Source organism: Nocardiopsis alkaliphila YIM 80379, from assembly GCF_000341005.1.
In the GTDB taxonomy this organism is placed as follows: domain Bacteria; phylum Actinomycetota; class Actinomycetes; order Streptosporangiales; family Streptosporangiaceae; genus Nocardiopsis; species Nocardiopsis alkaliphila.
The window spans coordinates 15,162-32,924 of the sequence record NZ_ANBD01000063.1; the positions used below are offsets into that span (position 1 = coordinate 15,162).

A 17,763-nucleotide genomic window follows, 5' to 3' on the forward strand; every position below is an offset into this window, starting at 1 on the left:
CCCGACCATTGCGGGGCGCCCCCCTACATGTGACGCTGGCGCCGTGACCCCCGCACAGCTTTGGACCCTCGTCGCACTCGGCGCCTTCCACGGACTCCACCCCGGCATGGGATGGTTGCTGGCCGTCGGCCGCGGCCTCCAGGAGGGCGGCCGGGCCCAGTTGCTCAAGTCGTTGCCGGTGATCGCGCTGGGGCACGCCGGCAGTGTCGCGGTGGCCGCGGTGGCGATCACGGTGACCGGATCGATCACCGCCTCGGTGCTCTTTCCCGTGCTGGCCGGCGGGGTGATCGTGCTCGTGGGGCTGGTGATGCTGTTGTCCCGTCGGCACTTCCATTGGCGCGAGGTGCGTTTGCCTCTGTGGCAGCTCGGCGCCTGGTCCTTCCTGATGGCCTCGGCGCACGGGGCGGGCCTGATGCTGATGCCGGTCCTGGCTGGCCAGGTCTCGCACGCCCACGTGGATGGCGGTGACCATGTGGAGCACGGAACGGCCGGCGCGGCCCCGGTGGATCCGGGGGTGGCGAGTGACCGGAGCGGGGCGTCGGGAGGTACTGAAGCGATCGAGGGCACCTGGGACCTGTGGGACGCCACCTTACTGGGGTTGGCGGCCACCGGGGTGCACACTCTGGCGATGTTCGCCGCCGCGGGGGTGGCGGCATTGATCGCCTACGACTTCCTCGGGGTGCACGTCCTGCGGTGGAAGGGGGTCACCATGGACCGGGTCTGGGCCCTGACCCTGGTCCTGGGCGGAGTCTTCGTCCTGTGGTCGGTGCTGTGACCGGATCCGCGGCACCCGTGTCCCGGTCTCGCGGATCGGAACACGGATCCCTTTGATCTCGGCCACAGTCGGGAATGAGTCATAAGTCCTTTATGTCTCATAAACGAAGCACCTTTGAGGGAGCCGTAAGACACGTGCGCCCGGGGAGGGACGGCGAGCGAGGCCGTCCCTCCCGGCCTGGAGGGACGGAAAAGTCCATGCACAGATCCACCGTATGGGGCCGTCGATGGCCGGCCATCCCCGGCCATCGATGGCCCACCCCCGACCCCCGCTGGTACGGGGTCATTCTGTCGACCGCGATCCTGGTGATCCTGGCCATGATCGCCATCCTGGGCACCAGGTGGGTCGTCCACCACCAAGAGGAGATCTTCCCGGTCTCGGCCCCGTGGGGCCCGGACTGTTCCGTCTGGACCGGTGAAGAACAGGTCCGCCTCGACCGGGACCAGGCCAAGCGAGCCGCCACCGCCGCGGCCGTGCTCGGCCAGGGCGATGACGCCCCCATCGACCCTCCCGAGGTGGACGACATCTCCGACGAGGTCATGCGAGCCCTCACCCAAGGCCCCGAGGACGACGCAGGTCCCTCCCTGACCTGCCGCTACTCCGGGGAGAAGGTCGAGTTCGAGCAAGAGCGGCCCTCCGGGATGACCCCGCGCACCGAGAAGCTCAAGGCCGGCATCGAGAACGACTTCGCCGAGACCAGTATCGGCGGATACGTGCCGGGCGGATACGACTCCGGGCATGGCGAGGGCTCGGCGCACTACGAGGGTCGCGCGCTGGATGTCTTCTACCGGCCGGTCAACGAGGACAACCGACGCCAGGGCTGGCTCTTGGCGCACTGGCTGATCGCCCACGCGCCGGACTACCAGATCGACGTGATCATCTTCGACGACAAGATCTGGAGCACCACCTACCCGTCGATGGGCTGGCGCCACTACGACGCCGACCCCGACAACGAGATCCTGCGCCACCTGGACCACGTCCACGTGGACGTGCTGCGCGGCTCGGACCCCGACGCCTGACACACCCCGAACGCGGGCGGGAAGGGGTCCGAACCTTTGGTGCCCTCTCAGCCGAGGCTCACCCCGTCGCGACACCAGCGGTGGTCGCAACACCCCGACTTCGGGGAGGTTGCGACCACCATGTCGTTCTCCAAGCAGGATTCGGCCCGATCATGGGAACGGGCGGCTCAGTCCTCCAGACGGAAGCCGACCTTGAGCCCCACCTGGAAGTGGGCGACCCGCCCCTCCTCGATGTGCCCACGGATTTGAGTGACCTCGAACCAGTCGAGTTCCCGAAGCGTGGACGAGGCCCGTTGAATACCGTTGCGGATCGCCTGATCGACCCCGTCCGGTGAGGTGCCGACGATCTCGGTGACGCGATAGGTGTGATCGGTCATGTGTGACCCCCTGCGTAGACGGTTGTGCGGGCCGCGCGAACGCGGCCCCCGTTCACTGCGTCCCCACGATCCCCCCGAATCACACGTGGGCCCTCAGATCGCCTGCGTATCCATTGCCTGACCCACAAAAGGCCGATCCACGACCATTGCCGACGTCTTCTGAGTACTTTGGTCCTGATTGGGGTGCGATTGACCAGCGATGCGTGAGAGAAGAGACGTGATCGCCGTGGTGATAGGGCTTCCGAGATGTCGGATTAGTCCTGAGCTGGGACTTAAGACCCTCCCCGGTGGGACTCTCCCGAGACAACGTCGTAACTGACTCTTGACGTATACCGGGGGGCTGCGGTGTACATTGGGTTTTAGCGCTTCGGTCCCCCGTCGAAGCGCGGAGCGATGTTTCGAGCCCCCGTCGGAACATCGTGTGCGACGCCGGGTGGTTTGCCCCCGTAACCACCCGGCGTCGTCTTTGCGTTCCCCGGTCGGGTCGTATGCCCGCCCATGGCCGGGGATTGACCATGACATCCACTCTTCCCGCTGGGGGCCGATCTTGGGCGAGACCACGATGGACGCGCACTGCTCACGAAGGGGCTGCCGCGCGGCCGCCGAGTGGGCTCTGGTGTGGAACAATCCCAAGCTGCACACTCCCGAGCGTCGCAAGGTCTGGGTGGCCTGCGGTGAGCACCGGGAATACCTGGCGAACTTCCTGGACATGCGCGGATTCCTCCGCGAGACCGTGCCCATGGACCGGTTCGAGGGCTGAAGTCTCCGCCGGCCTCGACGAGACTCGCCCAGCCCCTCGGTCAGCCCCCGGTCGGATCCTCCAGAGCGGCACGCGCACGGTCCAAGTCCTCGGGGGTGTCCACGTCGAAGTTCCCGGACCCGGTTCCGAGCGCTACGTGGACGGGGTCGAGTGGCCGCAGCAACTTGTGGAGTGAACGCCCCGAGTACTCGGCCAGGGCCGCGCGCACGGTGACGGTGTGCCAAAGACCGGTGAGCCACTGGGGTCGTCCGGAGGTGTCCACCGACACGGCCCCGCTCGCTTGCCTGCTCCCGTCGTTCCCAACAGCCGCTTCGAGTGCCACCAAATGGTGTGCACGCAGATAGGGCAGGTCCGCGGCGAGCAACACGAACCAGGGGGCACGCACCCGGGCCAGTCCGGTGCGCAAGGCGGGGACCGGCCCGCCGCCCGGGGGGTCTTCCCGGACGTAGTGGGCGCGGGGCCGCCTCCGTCGTGGGCCGACGACGGTGACGTGGGCGTGGGGAGCGTGGTCGCGCACGGCGGCCACGACGTGTTCCAACAGGGTACGTCCAGCGATGGTCAGACCGGGTTTGTCGGCCCCGCCCATACGGCTCGCCGCTCCCCCGGCCAGGACCACTGCCTCCAGATGTTCGCTCACACCCCCACGATGCCGCATCTTCGAGTGGGACTCAGCCCTTGACGCACACGATCTGGCGCAGGTGCGCGACCACTTGGACCAGGTCGGTCTGTGCCGCGATCACCGACTCCAGGTCCTTGTAGGCCGCGGGGATCTCGTCCACCACCCCACGGTCCTTGCGGCACTCCACGCCCCTGGTCTGTTCGGCCAGATCGGCCTCGGTGAAGGTCTTGCGTGCCTTGTTGCGGCTCATCCGGCGCCCGGCGCCGTGGGAAGCGGAGTTGAACGAGGCCGGGTTGCCCAAACCCTTGACGATGTAGGTACCCGTGGCCATGCTGCCAGGAATGATGCCGTATTCACCCGAACCGGCGCGGATGGCCCCCTTGCGGGTCACGAGTACGTCCACCCCGTCGTAGGTCTCCTCGGCCACGTAGTTGTGATGACAGGAGATCCACTGCTCGAAGGTGGCGCCAAAGACCTGATCGGCCAGGACCCGGTAGGCCAGGCCCATCATGACGTCGCGGTTGCGGCGAGCGTACTCTTGGGCCCAGAACAGGTCGCGCCGGTAGGCCTCCATCTCCGGGGTACCGGACAGGAACACCGCCAAGTCCCGGTCGGGCAGGTCCTGGTTGTGCGGCAGTGCCTGTGCCCGCGATATGTGGTGGTCGGCGAGTTCCTTACCGATGTTGCGCGACCCCGAGTGCAGGACGAGCCACACCGTCCCGTCGTCGTCCAGACACACCTCCAGGAAGTGGTTACCACCGCCCAGGGTGCCCATCTGACGACGAGCCCGCTCCTGGCGGGGGTGGACGGCCTCGGCCAGGTCGTCGAAACCGGCCCAGAAGGTGTCCCATCCAAAGCTGCGCAGCCGGGGAACGCGGGCGGGGTCCACCGGCTCGTCGTGGGCGTGGAAGCCGACCGGGATGGTCGCCTCCAAGGCCGAGCGCAGGGGCCGCAGGTCGTCGGGCAGGTGCTCGGCGTTCAGCCCGGTACGCACCGCGGTCATCCCGCAACCGATGTCGACACCGACCGCGGCGGGGCTGACGGCGTCGCGCATGGCGATCACCGAACCCACCGTGGCTCCCTTGCCATAGTGGACGTCGGGCATGACCGCCAGACCGTGGGTCCAGGGCATACGGGTGACGTTGCGCAGTTGCTCCATGGCGGCGGGCTCGACCTGGTCCGGGTCGGCCCACATACGGATCGGCACGCGCTCACCGGGGATCTCGGTGTGGGACATGGGGCCACCTCCCTTTCGTGTCGGCCCTGGGGCACCCATGCGATGCCCCCTCTCGATCAAGCCAGAACGGGAGGAAGGTGGCAACGGGTTTTGACGGTGCCGGGTCCTGGCAGGGGATGGGTTCGGACCCGCTCAGCCGCCGATCGCGGACATGGGGCGGGCCGGTTGCAGGAAACTGGGGTCGTTGATGCCGTGGCCGGGGAGCTTGCTCGCCACGGCGGCCTTCCACCGCTCGGCGAGCTCCTCATCGGTGGCACCTTCGCGCAGGGGCGTGCGCAGATCGGACTCCTCACGGGCGAAGAGGCAGTTGCGGATCTGGCCATCGGCGGTCAGGCGGACCCGATCGCAAGCACCGCAGAAGGGCCGGGTCACCGATCCGATGACGCCGACGGTGGCGGGCTCGCCGTTGGGGAACCGCGCCCCTTGGACTCGGAACAGCTCGGCGGGGGCGCTGCCGCGAGTGTCGGCGTCGGCGGGTTCGAGGTCGAAGTCGGCCTCCAGCCGCTTGAGGATCTCGTCGGCGGTGATCATGGTGTCCCGACGCCAGCCGTGCTGGGCGTCCAAGGGCATCTGTTCGATGAAGCGCAGTTCGTAGCCGTGGTCGACGCAAAAGCGCAGCAGGTCGGTGGCCTCGTGGTCGTTGACGTCGCGCATGAGGACCGCGTTGACCTTGACCGGGGTCAGGCCGGCGGACGCGGCGGCGGCCATGCCTTCGAGGACGTCGTCCAAGCGGCGTCGCCGCGCGAGCTTTTCGAACACGACGGGGTCGAGGGTGTCCAGGGAGACGTTGACGCGGTCCAGTCCCGCTTCGGCCAGGGCCGGGGCCATCCGGGCGAGTCCGATGCCGTTGGTGGTCAGGGCGGTTCGGGGTCGAGGGGTGTTCTCGGTGGCTCCGGCGACGATACCGGGCAGACCACGGCGAAGGAGCGGCTCGCCACCGGTGAAGCGGACCTCGTCGATACCGAGGCGGGTGGTTCCGATACGGATCAGGCGGAGGAGCTCGTCGTCGGTGAGCAGTTCCGGCTTGGGCAACCATTCCAGGCCCTCAGGCGGCATGCAGTAGGTGCATCTGAGGTTACAGCGGTCGGTGAGCGAGACCCTCAGGTCCGTGGCCACGCGTCCATAGGAATCGGACAGCACGGGTGTCACCCTCTCCAGTCTGAATCGCCGAGCAGGCAGTGCGCCCCTTTGCGCCCACCCGAGGGATACCCAGTAACAAGCGTAGAAGATCCTCTTTCACGATGAGTAGCCTGCATCACACCTTTTGCACTATTTCGTCGGTGACCACGAGAAACCGCACCCGTTCGTGGGCCTTCCCCCAGGAAAGGCCGAGAATCGTTGCCCGAACGTTGTGGGCCCTCCCGGCCTAGGGAGTCACACGGGGCGACTCCACCCTCCCAGGCCACACGGGATGACAATCTCCAGACCACTACATCATGCTCTAGTGGAGCGACCATTCGATCGTCGCAGACCTGTACGGCGTTGAGGAGGCGGAACACGGTGATCAGCACGCGCGAGTGGGCCCTGGCGGGTGGGCCCGACGGTTCGGAGAAGCTGGCGGCCCGCGCCTGGGCCCCCACCGAGGGCGAGCCCACGTGGATGGCCGTCCTGGTACACGGCTACGGCGAACACCTGGGCCGCTACGAGCGGGTCGCCGAGGACCTGTGCGCGGCGGGTGCCGTGGTCTATGGCGCCGACCATCGTGGCCACGGCCGTTCCTCCGGCGAACGGGTACTGATCGACGACTACGCCGGGCTGGTCCAGGACGTGCACCGTGTCCTCACCCAGGCCCGCACCGCCTACCGGACGCTGCCCCTGGTGATGATCGGTCACTCCATGGGAGGCATGATCGCCACCCGCTACGCGCAGGTGTATCCCGCTTCGGTACAGGCCCTGGTGCTGTCCGGGCCGGTTCTGGGCAAATGGACGGCGGCCGAACGGCTCGCCGCGGCCGAGGAGATCCCCGATACCCCCATCGATCCCGCCACCCTGTCCCGGGACCCCGAGGTGGGTCGGGCCTACGTGAGCGACGAACTGGTCTGGCACGGACCGTTCAAGCGCACCACGGTGAACGCGTTGCTCACCGAACTGGAGCGAGGCAACACCACCGGGAGCCTGGGGTCACTGCCATTGCTGTGGGTGCACGGTAGCGAGGACGCGCTCGTGCCCGTGGCCGACACCAAAGTGGGAATCGAGAAGGTGGCGGGTGAGGACTTCACCGCCCGGATCTTCCCCGGTGCCCGGCACGAGGTGTTCAACGAGACCAACCGTGAGGAGGTCCTGGCCGAGGTCATCCGGTTCGCCCATCGCTTCGCGGTCTGAGCCCGGCGGTCCACCGCGACCCGTACCGGCTCTCCCGGTGCCCGAGGCGAGCTCACACGTACAGCCGCCCTCGGGGCTGGGAGGGATGGGCCAACGTCTCGGCGTAGGCGGCGGCCAAGCGATCCACCGCGTCGACCAAGACCTCCGGCGGGCGGGTGTAGGCCAACCGCAGGTACCGCTCCAGGGTGCCGTCCGCGCCGAAGATCGGGCCGGCTGCGGGGTGCACGCCGTGCCGAACCGCGTTGGTGGCCAAAGAGGTCGCCATCGGTTGGGGCAGGGCCGCCCACAGCACGAGCCCTCCCCCGGGGACGCTGGAGCGCCAATCGGGCAGCCTCTCCCGTAGGGCGGACAGCAACGCGTCCCGGTTGCGCCGCAGTTGCCGACTGCGCTCGGCCCGAATACGCATCACGTCGGCGAGCAGATGGGTGGCGGTGAGCTGATCGTGCACCGAACCGGCCAGGTCGAAGCGCTGACGGACTCCCATGAGCCGAGTGACCATCGGCGCGGTGGCACGCACCCAGCCCACGCGCAGGCCACCCCAGAACAGCTTGGCCACCGACCCCACGGTCAGTACTCGCCCGTCGGTATCGTGCGCGGCCACCGGGCTGGGCAGATCTCCCGAGTCGATGGCCAGTTCCGCTCCCGATTCGTCGATGATCAGATGGGCGTTGGCGCGTCTGGCCTCTCGGACCAGGACGCGGCGCTCATCGTCGTCCATGAGCGCGCCGGTGGGGTTGTGGAAGTCGGGGATCATGTACGCCACGGCCGGTTTCCACTGGCGGAAGGCGTCCACCAGATACTCCATGTCCCAGCCCTGCGGAGTCACGCCGGTGGTGCGAAGACGGGCTCCGTTGCGACGGGCGGCGTCCAGGCCGTGCGGGTAGGTGGGTGACTCCAGCAGGACGTCGTCGCCCTGTTGGACCAGCAGTTCCATGGCCAGGGTGACACCCTGTTGGGCCCCATTGGTGACGAAGATCTGTTCGGGGGTGGTGGGCAGGCCACGTTCGACGTAACGGCGGGCGATGGCGTGGCGCAGTTCGGGCAGGCCGTAGGGGTAGTAGCCGATGCCGCCCACGTGCGCGGCGAGCTGTTCGGACGCGTGGAAGGAGGCTTCGCGCAGTCCGTCGACCGCCGGTGGCGCGGCCACACCGAGGTCGATGTGCTCGGTGGCGGGGGCGAACGGCGAGGGGTCTTGGACGGCGGAGTCGGGCAGAACGGTCCAGCTGCCCGCCCCCTGCCTGCTGTCCAAGAAGCTGTTGTCGCGTAGCCAAGCGTAGGCGGCGGTAACGGTGTTGCGGCTCATGCCGAGTGCGGCGGCCAGGTCGCGTTCGGCGGGCAAGCGGGTGTGCGTGGGCACACGGCCGTCCAGTACCAGACCACTGATGGCACGGGCGATGGACAGGTAGTAGGGGCGTTCCACGGAGGCCGCACCGATGAGGCGGGCGAGCAGGCGTCCGTTGATCCGTCGAGTGCCGCCGCCGGTGCCGGGGCGATCACTGCGCTGTTTCGCCATGGGAAGGTGCACCTCACCGGCTAGAATAAGGGCCAGTTACCCGGATTGGCTCTTCAGGTCCGGCTCTGTTTGATCCAGGATACCGATGTGGATCCCCTAATGGACTGTCATCCAATGACAGGATGTTTATTTGAAAGGATGACCGTGTTCTTCTCGATCCACGCTCTGACCGCTCGGGTCCTGATCACACCGGCTCTGCCACGCCCTCGGCTGCGCCGACTGCTACAGCTCTACGTCGGCCTGTACCTGTTCGGCCTCAGCGGCGCCCTATTGCTCCGCTCCGACCTCGGCGCGACCCCCTGGGACGTGCTGCACCAGGGTCTGTCCCTGCAGACAGGGCTGTCGATCGGCACGTGGAGCATCATCGTCGGCGCCCTGCTCATGCTGCTCTGGATCCCATTGCGGCAACGAGCCGGCATCGGCACGCTGAGCAACGTGGTCGTGGTCGGGATGTCGGTGGACGTCTCACTGTGGTTGCTTCCCACCGTCGACGCCATGGGCTGGCGCGTCCTGCTGTTGGTGCTGGGTGTCCTGGTCTGCGCGATCGCCACCGGCTGCTACATCGGCGTGGGGCTGGGTCCCGGGCCACGGGACGGACTGATGACCGGCCTGGCCGCGCGCGGGCTCTCGGTCCGCACGGCCCGCACCCTCATCGAGTCGACCGTGGCACTGTCCGGTTTCCTGCTCGGTGGCACGGTGGGAGTGGGCACCCTGGTGTTCATGTTGGCCATCGGCCCGCTGGCACAGGTGTTCCTACCACTGATGCGGATGCCGGAGCCGGCTGCGCCCGCCCCCGCCGAGACGGACGTCTGAGAAACGTCGCCGCGCCCTCCGGAATCGAGCACCACGACATGAGTTAGGCAGAGAAAAATCCCCCATTACCTCCCATACCTGCACGCAACCGCAAATGCACGTGCACACATGAGTGGCAATGGCACCTCTGAGCATGGAAGATGGGGGTCGCGGTAAGGCAAGGGCTGATTTCGGGGAGTTCTTCCGACCGCTCTTTTCGGTTGCTCGCGCCTGGGCACATAACCGGGATAGAGACACCGACGGGCGAACCGGGGGAAAGAATGGTCCGAACGGCGTCCCGCCCCGAAGGCGGGTCGGGTGGCAGGCTTGAGAGGGAAAGCGTACACGGGTGTACGTGTGACGGCCCGCGACGGTGCGGGACCTCCCGTGCGGCCCGGGGCACCCACGCCCACCGCGTGAACGTGACGACGTGTCGGGGGTGAGCCGCGTGTCCGGCTGGATTGAAGACTACGCAATGATCGGCGACATGCAGACCGCCGTGCTCGTCGGACGTGACGGCTCCATCGACTGGGCCTGCCTTCCCGACTTCGACTCGGCCGCCTGTTTCGCGGCCCTTCTGGGCGATGATCAGAACGGACGCTGGAGTCTGCACCCCACAGGCGGCCAGAACAAGGCCGACCGGCGCCGCTACCGAGGCCACACCCTGATCCTGGAACAGGAGTGGGACACCGACACCGGAACGGTCCGGATCATCGACTTCATGCCACCGCGCGGTGGCGCCCCCCACATCGTGCGGCTCGTGGAGGGCCTACGCGGCACCGTGGAGATGACCACCAGCCTGCGCATCCGCTTCGACTACGGAAACGTCGTCCCCTGGGTGCACCGGGCCGGCACCGAACTGGTCGCCATCGCCGGCCCCGACGCCGTCTGGTTGAGCGGTCCCGTCAACCTCAAAGGACACAACTTCACCCACGACGCCACCTTCACCGTCTCCGAAGGTCAACGAGTTCCGTTCGTGTTGACCTGGCACCCCTCTCAGGTCGAGGAATCCGACCACCTGGACGCCGAGAAGGCCCTCTCCCGCACCGAACGCTTCTGGGAAAGCTGGGTGGGCCAGTGCACCTACGAGGGCCCCTACCGCGAGGCGGTGGTGCGCTCCCTCATCGTGCTCAAGGCCCTCACCTATCGGCCCACCGGCGGGATCGTCGCCGCCCCGACCACCTCCCTGCCCGAGGAGATCGGTGGCGTGCGCAACTGGGACTACCGGTACTGCTGGTTGCGCGACGCCACCATCGCCCTGGAGGCCCTGATCCGCTCCGGCTACAAGGACGAGGCCCAGGCCTGGCGCGAATGGCTGGTACGGGCGGTGGCGGGCGAACCCCAACTGATGCAGATCATGTACGGCATCCGCGGCGAGCGACGCCTCACCGAGTGGGAGGCCGACTGGCTGCCCGGCTACGAGAACTCCAGCCCGGTGCGAATCGGCAACGCCGCCGTGGGCCAATACCAGCTGGACGTGTACGGCGAGGTCATGGACGTGCTTCACCTGGCCCGCCGGTCCGGCATCCGCGGTGGCGACCACGTGTGGGGGCTACAACGCTCCCTGGTCAACTACCTGGAATGGTGCTGGGACGAACCCGACGAGGGTCTGTGGGAGGTGCGCGGGCCCCGGCAGCACTTCGTGCACTCCAAGGTGATGGCGTGGGTGGCCACCGACCGTGCCGTGCGCAGCATCGAGGAATTCGGCAAGGAGGGTCCCATCGAACGGTGGAAGGCCTTGCGCGACACCATCCACACCGAGGTGTGCGAGTACGGCTACGACCCCCAGCGCAACACCTTCACCCAGTACTACGGCAGCAAGGAACTGGACGCCGCCCTGCTACTCATCCCCGAGGTCGGTTTCCTGCCCTACGACGACCCCAGGGTGATCGGCACCATCGAGGCGGTACGCAAGGATTTGATGGTGGACGGTTTCGTGCTGCGGTACCGGACCGACTCGGAGACCTCCGCCGACCAACTGCCCGGTGACGAGGGTGCCTTCCTGGCGTGCAGTTTCTGGTTGGCCAACGCCCTGTTGTCCATCGGCCGCCAGGAGGAGGCCAAGGATTTGTTCGAACGACTACTGGCGCTGCGCAACGACGTGGGCCTGCTGGCCGAGGAATGGGACTCCAAGGGAAATCGCCAGGTCGGCAACTTCCCCCAGGCGTTCAGTCACGTGCCCCTGGTGACCACCGCGCTGAACCTGAACGATCGGCAGGGTGGCTGGCGCGCCGAATGACCTCGCTCCCACGGCCGTCCCGAACACGGTGATGGCGGCGGTTGTACGCTACGGGCCGTACGAACTCGTGTCCGATGAGGGCCGAGGCGGGTCCGAGCGTTGGGGGCATGGTTGGCGGAGGAAAGAGTCCTGGGCGGCCGCTACCGCCTGTTGTCCAAGCTCGGTGTGGGCGCCATGGGCCAGGTCTGGCGGGCCGTGGACGAGTTGTTGGACCGCCCGGTCGCCGTCAAGCTGACCCGCCCCGGACAGATGGACTCGGCGGAGGTCTCGGCCCGTTTCCACCGCGAGGCCCGGGTGACCGCGCGCCTGGCCGGGCACCCCAACGTGGTGATCCTGCACGACTTCGGCCGCGACTCCGACCGGCTGGACCCCGAGGGCGTGATCTTCACCGTGATGGAGTTGGTCCCGGGCCGCCCACTCTCGGAGGTACTCAAGGACGACGGACCGCTGCCGATCACCACTGCCGCGAATCTGGCCTCCCAGACCGCTGCGGGGTTGAGCGCCGCCCACGCCCTCGGGGTCGTGCACCGCGACGTCAAGCCGGGCAACCTCATGGTCCTGGATGAGGACGGTGAACACTTCGTGAAGATCCTGGACTTCGGGATCGCCGCGGTGACCGCCGCCCACCAGAACGACCGCATCACCCGTACCGGTCAGGTACTCGGCACCCCTCTGTACATGCCCCCCGAACAAATACGCGGGGACCAGGTGGACCGAGCCGGCGACCTGTACTCCCTGGGCGCGATCCTGTACCAGATGCTGACCGGGGAACCACCGTTTCGAGGTGATCGAGCGATCAAGGTGATGCGAATGCACCTGGAGCAGGCGCCACGACCGCCCACGGAAGTGCGCCCGCAGATTCCGGTCCCCCTGGCCGAGCTGGTTCTTCGCATGTTGGCCAAGGACCCCGGGGACCGGCCCTCCGGCGCCGAGGAGGTTCGTGACCGGTTGGCCCCTTATCTTCCACAACGTCCCTCCGCTCCCCTGTTCGTACACCCCCGGCCTCAAGGGGAACGACCGAACAGCGGCGAGGGACACCCGGCCCGTCTCGCCGAATTGGTGGAGACGGCCCGGGCCCACGTGGACGCGGGCGCGTACGACACCGCGGCCGAGGAACTGCGCACCCTGATACCCCTGCTGGAAACGGTCTACGGCCCCGACCATCCGGACACCCTTCGGGCTCGCCGTCGTGAGGCGTACGCCATCGGCAAGAGCGGTGACCACACCCGGGCGATCACCGGGTTCGAGACCCTGTTGCCCGACCTGATCCGGGTGCACGGACCGCGACACCCCGAGACTCTGGCCGCGCGCTACTACCTGGCCACCAACGCCGGGCGCCTGGGCGACCACACCTTGGCCGCACGCACCCACGAGGCCCTGTTGCCCGACCTGGTCGCGGTGGAGGGCCCAGACTCCACCAAGGTGCTGACCGCCCGCCTGCACTTGGGCCTAGAGGTCGGCGAGTCCGGTGATCCGGCGCGCGCGGCCGAATTGTTGGCCGCGTTGATCCCCGACCTGACCCGGCTGCGCGGCGCGGACGCCCCCGTCACCCTGCGCGCCCGTCACCACCAGGCCGCCTATCTGGGCCACAGTGGCCGCCCTGACGAAGCCGTTCGTCTCTACGAGGAGCTACTGGCCGACCACACACGTATTCACGGCGAAGAGGCCGCGAGCACCCGGGCCATCCGCGCCGACCTGGACCACTGGCGTTCTTCCCGCGCCACCTGAGGCGGGAAGGACGAGCACAGGGTTTTTCGTTTCCCTACAGGCCATGGCGAATGGTCCCGGTCCATTCACCTTGGGAGTCCCGCCCTGGGCGTTCCAGGTGGAGGATCCACTGGCGGGCTGGGGGCGGGGCCGACGCGCCCCACCCCGCTCTATTCCGACAAGGTCGAAGACACTTCCCCGGGCCCGTGGATCGACGTCTGGAAAGGGACGTGGCCGTCCTCAGTCAGCGCTAGTGTTCTGGCCATGTCAACCAAGGACCTCAACGAGATCATGGACAGCGGCTGGGCGAAGGCCTTGGAGCCCGTCGCCCCGCAGATCGCCGCCATGGGCGACTTCCTCCGCCAGGAGGTGGCCGCCGGTCGCACCTACCTACCCGCGGGCGACAACGTTCTGCGCGCCTTCCAACGGCCCTTCGAGGACGTGCGCGTCCTCATCGTGGGGCAGGACCCCTATCCGACCCCGGGCAACGCCGTGGGGCTCAGCTTCTCCGTCGCACCTGACGTGCGTCTGCCCGGCAGCCTGCGCAACATCTACAAGGAGATGAGCGAGGACCTCGGGACGCCGATGCCCTCCAACGGCGACCTCACCCCGTGGACCGAGCAGGGAGTGCTTCTGCTCAACAGGGTGCTGACCGTGGCCCCCGGCAAACCCGGCTCACACCGTGGCAAGGGCTGGGAGGCCGTCACCGAGCAGGCCATCCGGGCCTTGGCCGAACGTGACAAGCCGCTCGTGGCCATCTTGTGGGGACGCGACGCGCGCAACCTACGGCCCCTGATGCCGGGGGTCCCTTGCGTTGAGTCAACGCATCCGAGCCCCATGTCCGCACGTAACGGTTTCTTCGGTTCCAAGCCGTTCAGCAGGACCAACGCGTTGTTGGCCGAACAAGGCGCCGAACCGGTGAACTGGCGGCTGCCTTAGGGACTCTCACCCTTCGCGAGTCCTTGAACACCATCCCCGAACACAGAAGGACCCCCAGGGTTCGGCGCCTCCCCGGTGCCGGGTCCGCCGCGTTCCACCCCTCGAACACGGAAAGGCCGCCTGCCATGGCGAAACGGCTCAGCTACGAGGACGCCCTGCGGACCCTCGGCGAAAACGACTCCGAAGTCCTGGACCTGGCGGAGAAGCTCGCCGACGGAGGGCTCGGATTGGTGGGTGTGCCGGACCTGTTCGGGGTGCGAGGCGCGTTGGTGAGCAAGGGTCGCAACGCGCTGGAGGGAATGCGCGACAAGCTCAAGGGCCAGAGCCGACAGTCACGGACGGAGAAGATCGAGGCGGCGTATCGGATCCTGACGATCACGTCGTTCTTCGAGGCGGTGGAGGAAGCCTTCGAAGAGGTCGGGACGCCCTTCGGACTGGACGAATTGGAGATCACCACCGAAGAGCAGTACATGCTGCTGAGCAAGCATGTGATCACCGGCTCCGGCCCCGGTCCCTCGTATCCGATCACCCACTCCGGTCGCCGTCGGGGGCCCTCCCTGGCGCCCTTGGAGTCGGGGCGGATGGCCCTCGCGTTCAGTAGGTTCATCTGTGGCCTGGCCGTGGCCGAACGGCACCGGGTGACCGTGGACTCCCCCGTGATGAAGAAGTTCCGAAGCTCTGTGGAGCGAAGGATGTCCGCACGGCTCCACGAAGGTGTGCTCCGGTTGGGGGCACAGATCCCCGAATTCGGCATGTGGCTGCACACGGCCGAACACGCACGGACCCGTCAGGAGATCGGCACGGGCCTGTCCGATCTGCACGAACAGCTCTCCCGGATCAGCTCTCATCGCCCGGTCTCCAGAAGACGTCAGGAGTTGTCCGCCTCCTACCAGGCGGTGCTCGACCGACCCATCCTGCGTTCGGACGACGCTCCGGCGGGCCTGGCCCTGCCCTCACTTCGTGAGGCCTACATCCCTCCCCGAGGACGGATCACCTTGGCCAGGGAGGGCATCGCCCCGGCGAGCGACGCATGGTGGCGGGACTTCCCGATCCAGGACGACCTTCAGTCCCTCGTCGCCTCCCTGATCACCCATCCCCGCACCACCGAGTCCCCCATGGTCCTCCTCGGGCATCCGGGCGCGGGAAAGTCCAAGTTCACCGAGATGCTGGCCGCCCAACTCCCCTCGGAGGACTTCCTGCCCATCCGGGTGGAACTACGCACCGTCAGCCCGAACTCCCCCCTTCACGTCCAGATCGAAGAGGGATTGCGCGCCGACCTGCACACCTCCGTGTCCTGGCGGGATCTGGCCGACGACGCCGACGGCTCCCTACCGGTGATCATCCTGGACGGCTTCGACGAACTCCTCCAGGCCACCGGGGTGGACCGCTCCGACTACCTGGAACGGGTCCAGGAGTTCCAACAGCGCCAAGAGGCGCTGGGACAGCCGGTGGTCGTCATCGTCACCAGCCGTACCCTGGTGGCCGATCGGACCCGATTCCCGTCACGGACGACGGTGATCCGTCTGGAGCCCTTCGACGACGCGCAGATCGAACAGATGCTCGGGGTGTGGAACAAGGCCAACGAAGGTGCCTTCACCACCAAGGGGTTGCTCCCCCTCGAACCCGAGGACCTGCTCCGCTACCGTGACCTGGCCGAACAGCCGCTGTTGCTGTTGATGCTGCTCATCTACGACGCCCACGACAACGCGCTGCGACGGGCCTCGCAGACCCTCTCCCACGGTGAGCTCTACGAACGTCTGCTGAGGATGTTCGCCAAGCGTGAGGTGGACAAGCACCGATCCCGCTTGGGGAACAAGGCACGTGGACAAGCCGTGGAGGACGAACTGCGCCGCCTGGAAGTGGCCGCCATGGCGATGTTCGCCCGGGGTCGGCAGAGCGTACGCGCCGACGAACTGGACCAGGACCTGGCCGTCCTGATGCCCGAGGCGGCCGAGCGTCCTCAGGAGGCCGACCTGCACGGAATGATCGCCCCCGCCCACCAGGTCTTGGGCCGCTTCTTCTTCGTGCACGAGGCCCGCGCGAAGACCACGGACGGAGACGACAGCGCCTTCGAGTTCCTGCACGCCACCTTCGGCGAGTACCTGGTGGCCCGCATGGTGGTCGCGACCCTGGAGGAGTTGGCGGAGGACCGCAGTCGGGCCACGCGCCGACGAAGCAGGGTGGTCCGGCTGGACGACGGTGAACTTCACGCCCTTTCCTCCTTCGCGGTCTACGCGGGCCGGGACAAGGTGGTCTCCTTCTTGGAGGAGCTCCTGGGGCGACGTCTGGTGGAGGACCCGGACCTACGGGGCGACCTACGGGATCTGTTGATCGAGCTGTTCCGTGAGGCGCCCTTTCCCGCACCCAACCGTTCCTTCACCGAATACGAACCCAAGCGTCTGCCCGTCGCCACCCGGGAGGCCTGCTACACGGCGAACCTGGTCACCTTGATGATCCTGATCGCCGAGGAACCGATTCCGCTTCCGGAGCTCTTCCCCGAGGCGGCGGGGACCTGGCACGCCTGGCGACGCGTGGTGTCCTTGTGGCGCGCCCTGCCCGCATCCCAATGGTTCGGCATCCTGGACACGGTACGGGTACGCCACCTGGGGTTCTGGGGGAAGGAAGGTTCCCTGACGGTTCTGGATCGGGAGTCGAGCGCCCCGATCAACGTGGGTGAATGCACGGGTTTCGAGCTGCGCGGCGACACCGACACGACCCCGGCCCTGACCAACCCCTACGAGATCGAGATCCCGGCGGGAACGGTGGCGCACCGGTTGTTGCGTTCCATGGCGATGCGGGCCAATGGAACCGCCTCCCGCCTGGCACTGATCCTCTCCCCGTACCTGAAGCACGTCTCCAGCGAACTGGGGACCTGGTACGTGGACTCGGGCGGGGACGAGGAGGTCGCCTGGGTCGTGGCCCACGACGTGCTGCGGCTGCGGTTGGAAACGCTCGATGGACTGTCCTCGAAGCAGGTCGACGAACGTCTGGCCTGCTACCGGCGGCTGCTCGGCCGTGAGCTGGACGGGGTCACACTGGTCACCTTGCGCCAAGCCTTGGAGGACCTGCGTTCGTGGCCCGAACCGAAGCACGGTGAACAACGGCAGGCCTTGGCCCGCATGACCCAGAACGCCCTTCGAGGAAATGAAACGCCCTCCGTCGAAACGGTCGAGGTCAAGGAACCACTCCGTCGCCTGCGCGGTGAGGTCTTCCAATTCTTGAACCAGGACGCGGAGGAAGACGGGTTCAACGCGCAAAAGCCTGATCGACCGACTCCCTTCCGGTATCCACCCCTTCCAGAGATCCGTGGAGGCTCCGCCGACTTCTGATCACCCACGGCGCGTCGTCCACAGGACCCGTGACCCCCTTCTGTGTCCGCTTTCGTTCACTTAGAGTGATCAGTAGTCCGCCCGTCCGTTCATCCCCGTCCATCCCCGGCTCCGCTCTGGCCCCTCATCCAGAAG

At 67.4% G+C, this 17,763-nt stretch carries 14 protein-coding genes; 9 read left to right on the forward strand and 5 right to left on the reverse strand.

Features of this window, described 5'->3' with window-relative positions:
• Positions 1–43: 43 nt before the first annotated feature.
• Entirely contained in the window at positions 44–775 is a 732-nt protein-coding gene (locus D472_RS0109975) for a hypothetical protein (protein WP_017604338.1), read from the forward strand.
• Positions 776–972: 197 nt separating this feature from the next.
• Positions 973–1,794, forward strand: coding sequence for a hypothetical protein (locus D472_RS0109980; RefSeq protein ID WP_017604339.1), 822 nt, complete (start codon positions 973–975; stop codon positions 1,792–1,794).
• A gap of 167 nt (positions 1,795–1,961) precedes the next feature.
• Here D472_RS0109980 and D472_RS0109985 read toward each other — a convergent pair whose 3' ends face one another.
• Positions 1,962–2,171 (reverse strand): dodecin, encoded by a 210-nt coding sequence (locus D472_RS0109985; RefSeq protein ID WP_017604340.1) that lies wholly within the window; start codon positions 2,169–2,171, stop codon positions 1,962–1,964.
• Between the two features lie 562 nt (positions 2,172–2,733).
• Between D472_RS0109985 and D472_RS27530 the strand changes: the two genes are divergently transcribed.
• A complete protein-coding gene (locus D472_RS27530; protein ID WP_086003778.1) occupies positions 2,734–2,931 on the forward strand; it encodes a hypothetical protein in 198 nt (65 codons plus the stop codon).
• Positions 2,932–2,971: 40 nt separating this feature from the next.
• Here D472_RS27530 and mobA read toward each other — a convergent pair whose 3' ends face one another.
• The 3 genes from mobA to moaA all read right to left on the reverse strand — a co-directional run bounded on the left by mobA (position 2,972) and on the right by moaA (position 5,927).
• On the reverse strand, positions 2,972–3,568 hold the full coding sequence (mobA, locus tag D472_RS0109995; protein ID WP_017604342.1) for a molybdenum cofactor guanylyltransferase: 597 nt from the start codon (positions 3,566–3,568) through the stop codon (positions 2,972–2,974).
• A gap of 31 nt (positions 3,569–3,599) precedes the next feature.
• A complete protein-coding gene (locus D472_RS0110000) occupies positions 3,600–4,787 on the reverse strand; it encodes an RtcB family protein (RefSeq protein ID WP_017604343.1) in 1,188 nt (395 codons plus the stop codon).
• 132 nt (positions 4,788–4,919) lie between these two features.
• The gene (gene moaA, locus D472_RS0110005; RefSeq protein WP_017604344.1) at positions 4,920–5,927 is read right to left on the reverse strand and encodes a GTP 3',8-cyclase MoaA; all 1,008 of its coding nucleotides are present in this window, start codon (positions 5,925–5,927) and stop codon (positions 4,920–4,922) included.
• A gap of 360 nt (positions 5,928–6,287) precedes the next feature.
• On the opposite strand from moaA, the gene D472_RS0110010 reads away from it, so the two are divergent.
• On the forward strand, positions 6,288–7,109 hold the full coding sequence (locus tag D472_RS0110010; RefSeq protein ID WP_017604345.1) for an alpha/beta hydrolase: 822 nt from the start codon (positions 6,288–6,290) through the stop codon (positions 7,107–7,109).
• A 52-nt stretch (positions 7,110–7,161) separates the two neighbouring features.
• On the opposite strand, the gene yczR is transcribed toward D472_RS0110010, so the two are convergent.
• A complete protein-coding gene (gene yczR, locus D472_RS0110015) occupies positions 7,162–8,622 on the reverse strand; it encodes a MocR-like transcription factor YczR (protein ID WP_017604346.1) in 1,461 nt (486 codons plus the stop codon).
• A gap of 138 nt (positions 8,623–8,760) precedes the next feature.
• Here yczR and yczE point away from each other — a divergent pair, with 138 nt between their 5' ends.
• The 5 genes from yczE (at position 8,761) to D472_RS0110040 (ending at position 17,628) form a co-directional block, all read left to right on the forward strand.
• The gene (gene yczE, locus D472_RS0110020; protein WP_017604347.1) at positions 8,761–9,435 is read left to right on the forward strand and encodes a membrane protein YczE; all 675 of its coding nucleotides are present in this window, start codon (positions 8,761–8,763) and stop codon (positions 9,433–9,435) included.
• Positions 9,436–9,862: 427 nt separating this feature from the next.
• The gene (locus D472_RS0110025) at positions 9,863–11,653 is read left to right on the forward strand and encodes a glycoside hydrolase family 15 protein (RefSeq protein WP_026117547.1); all 1,791 of its coding nucleotides are present in this window, start codon (positions 9,863–9,865) and stop codon (positions 11,651–11,653) included.
• Between the two features lie 111 nt (positions 11,654–11,764).
• Positions 11,765–13,381, forward strand: a complete 1,617-nt coding sequence (locus tag D472_RS0110030) for a serine/threonine-protein kinase (protein ID WP_026117548.1) — start codon at positions 11,765–11,767, stop codon at positions 13,379–13,381.
• 243 nt (positions 13,382–13,624) lie between these two features.
• Complete coding sequence (locus D472_RS0110035) at positions 13,625–14,299, forward strand: uracil-DNA glycosylase (protein ID WP_017604350.1); 675 nt, start codon at positions 13,625–13,627, stop codon at positions 14,297–14,299.
• A 125-nt stretch (positions 14,300–14,424) separates the two neighbouring features.
• A complete protein-coding gene (locus tag D472_RS0110040; RefSeq protein ID WP_017604351.1) occupies positions 14,425–17,628 on the forward strand; it encodes an NACHT domain-containing protein in 3,204 nt (1,067 codons plus the stop codon).
• Positions 17,629–17,763: the final 135 nt, after the last annotated feature.

Coding starts and splice junctions, on each gene's coding strand:
- D472_RS27530 (WP_086003778.1), top strand. CDS start 2,734: ATGGACGCGCACTGCTCACGAAGGGGCTGCCGCGCGGCCGCCGAGTGG.
- D472_RS0109980 (WP_017604339.1), top strand. CDS start 973: ATGCACAGATCCACCGTATGGGGCCGTCGATGGCCGGCCATCCCCGGC.
- yczR (WP_017604346.1), bottom strand. CDS start 8,622: ATGGCGAAACAGCGCAGTGATCGCCCCGGCACCGGCGGCGGCACTCGA.
- D472_RS0109985 (WP_017604340.1), bottom strand. CDS start 2,171: ATGACCGATCACACCTATCGCGTCACCGAGATCGTCGGCACCTCACCG.
- D472_RS0110035 (WP_017604350.1), top strand. CDS start 13,625: ATGTCAACCAAGGACCTCAACGAGATCATGGACAGCGGCTGGGCGAAG.
- yczE (WP_017604347.1), top strand. CDS start 8,761: ATGACCGTGTTCTTCTCGATCCACGCTCTGACCGCTCGGGTCCTGATC.
- D472_RS0110040 (WP_017604351.1), top strand. CDS start 14,425: ATGGCGAAACGGCTCAGCTACGAGGACGCCCTGCGGACCCTCGGCGAA.
- D472_RS0110000 (WP_017604343.1), bottom strand. CDS start 4,787: ATGTCCCACACCGAGATCCCCGGTGAGCGCGTGCCGATCCGTATGTGG.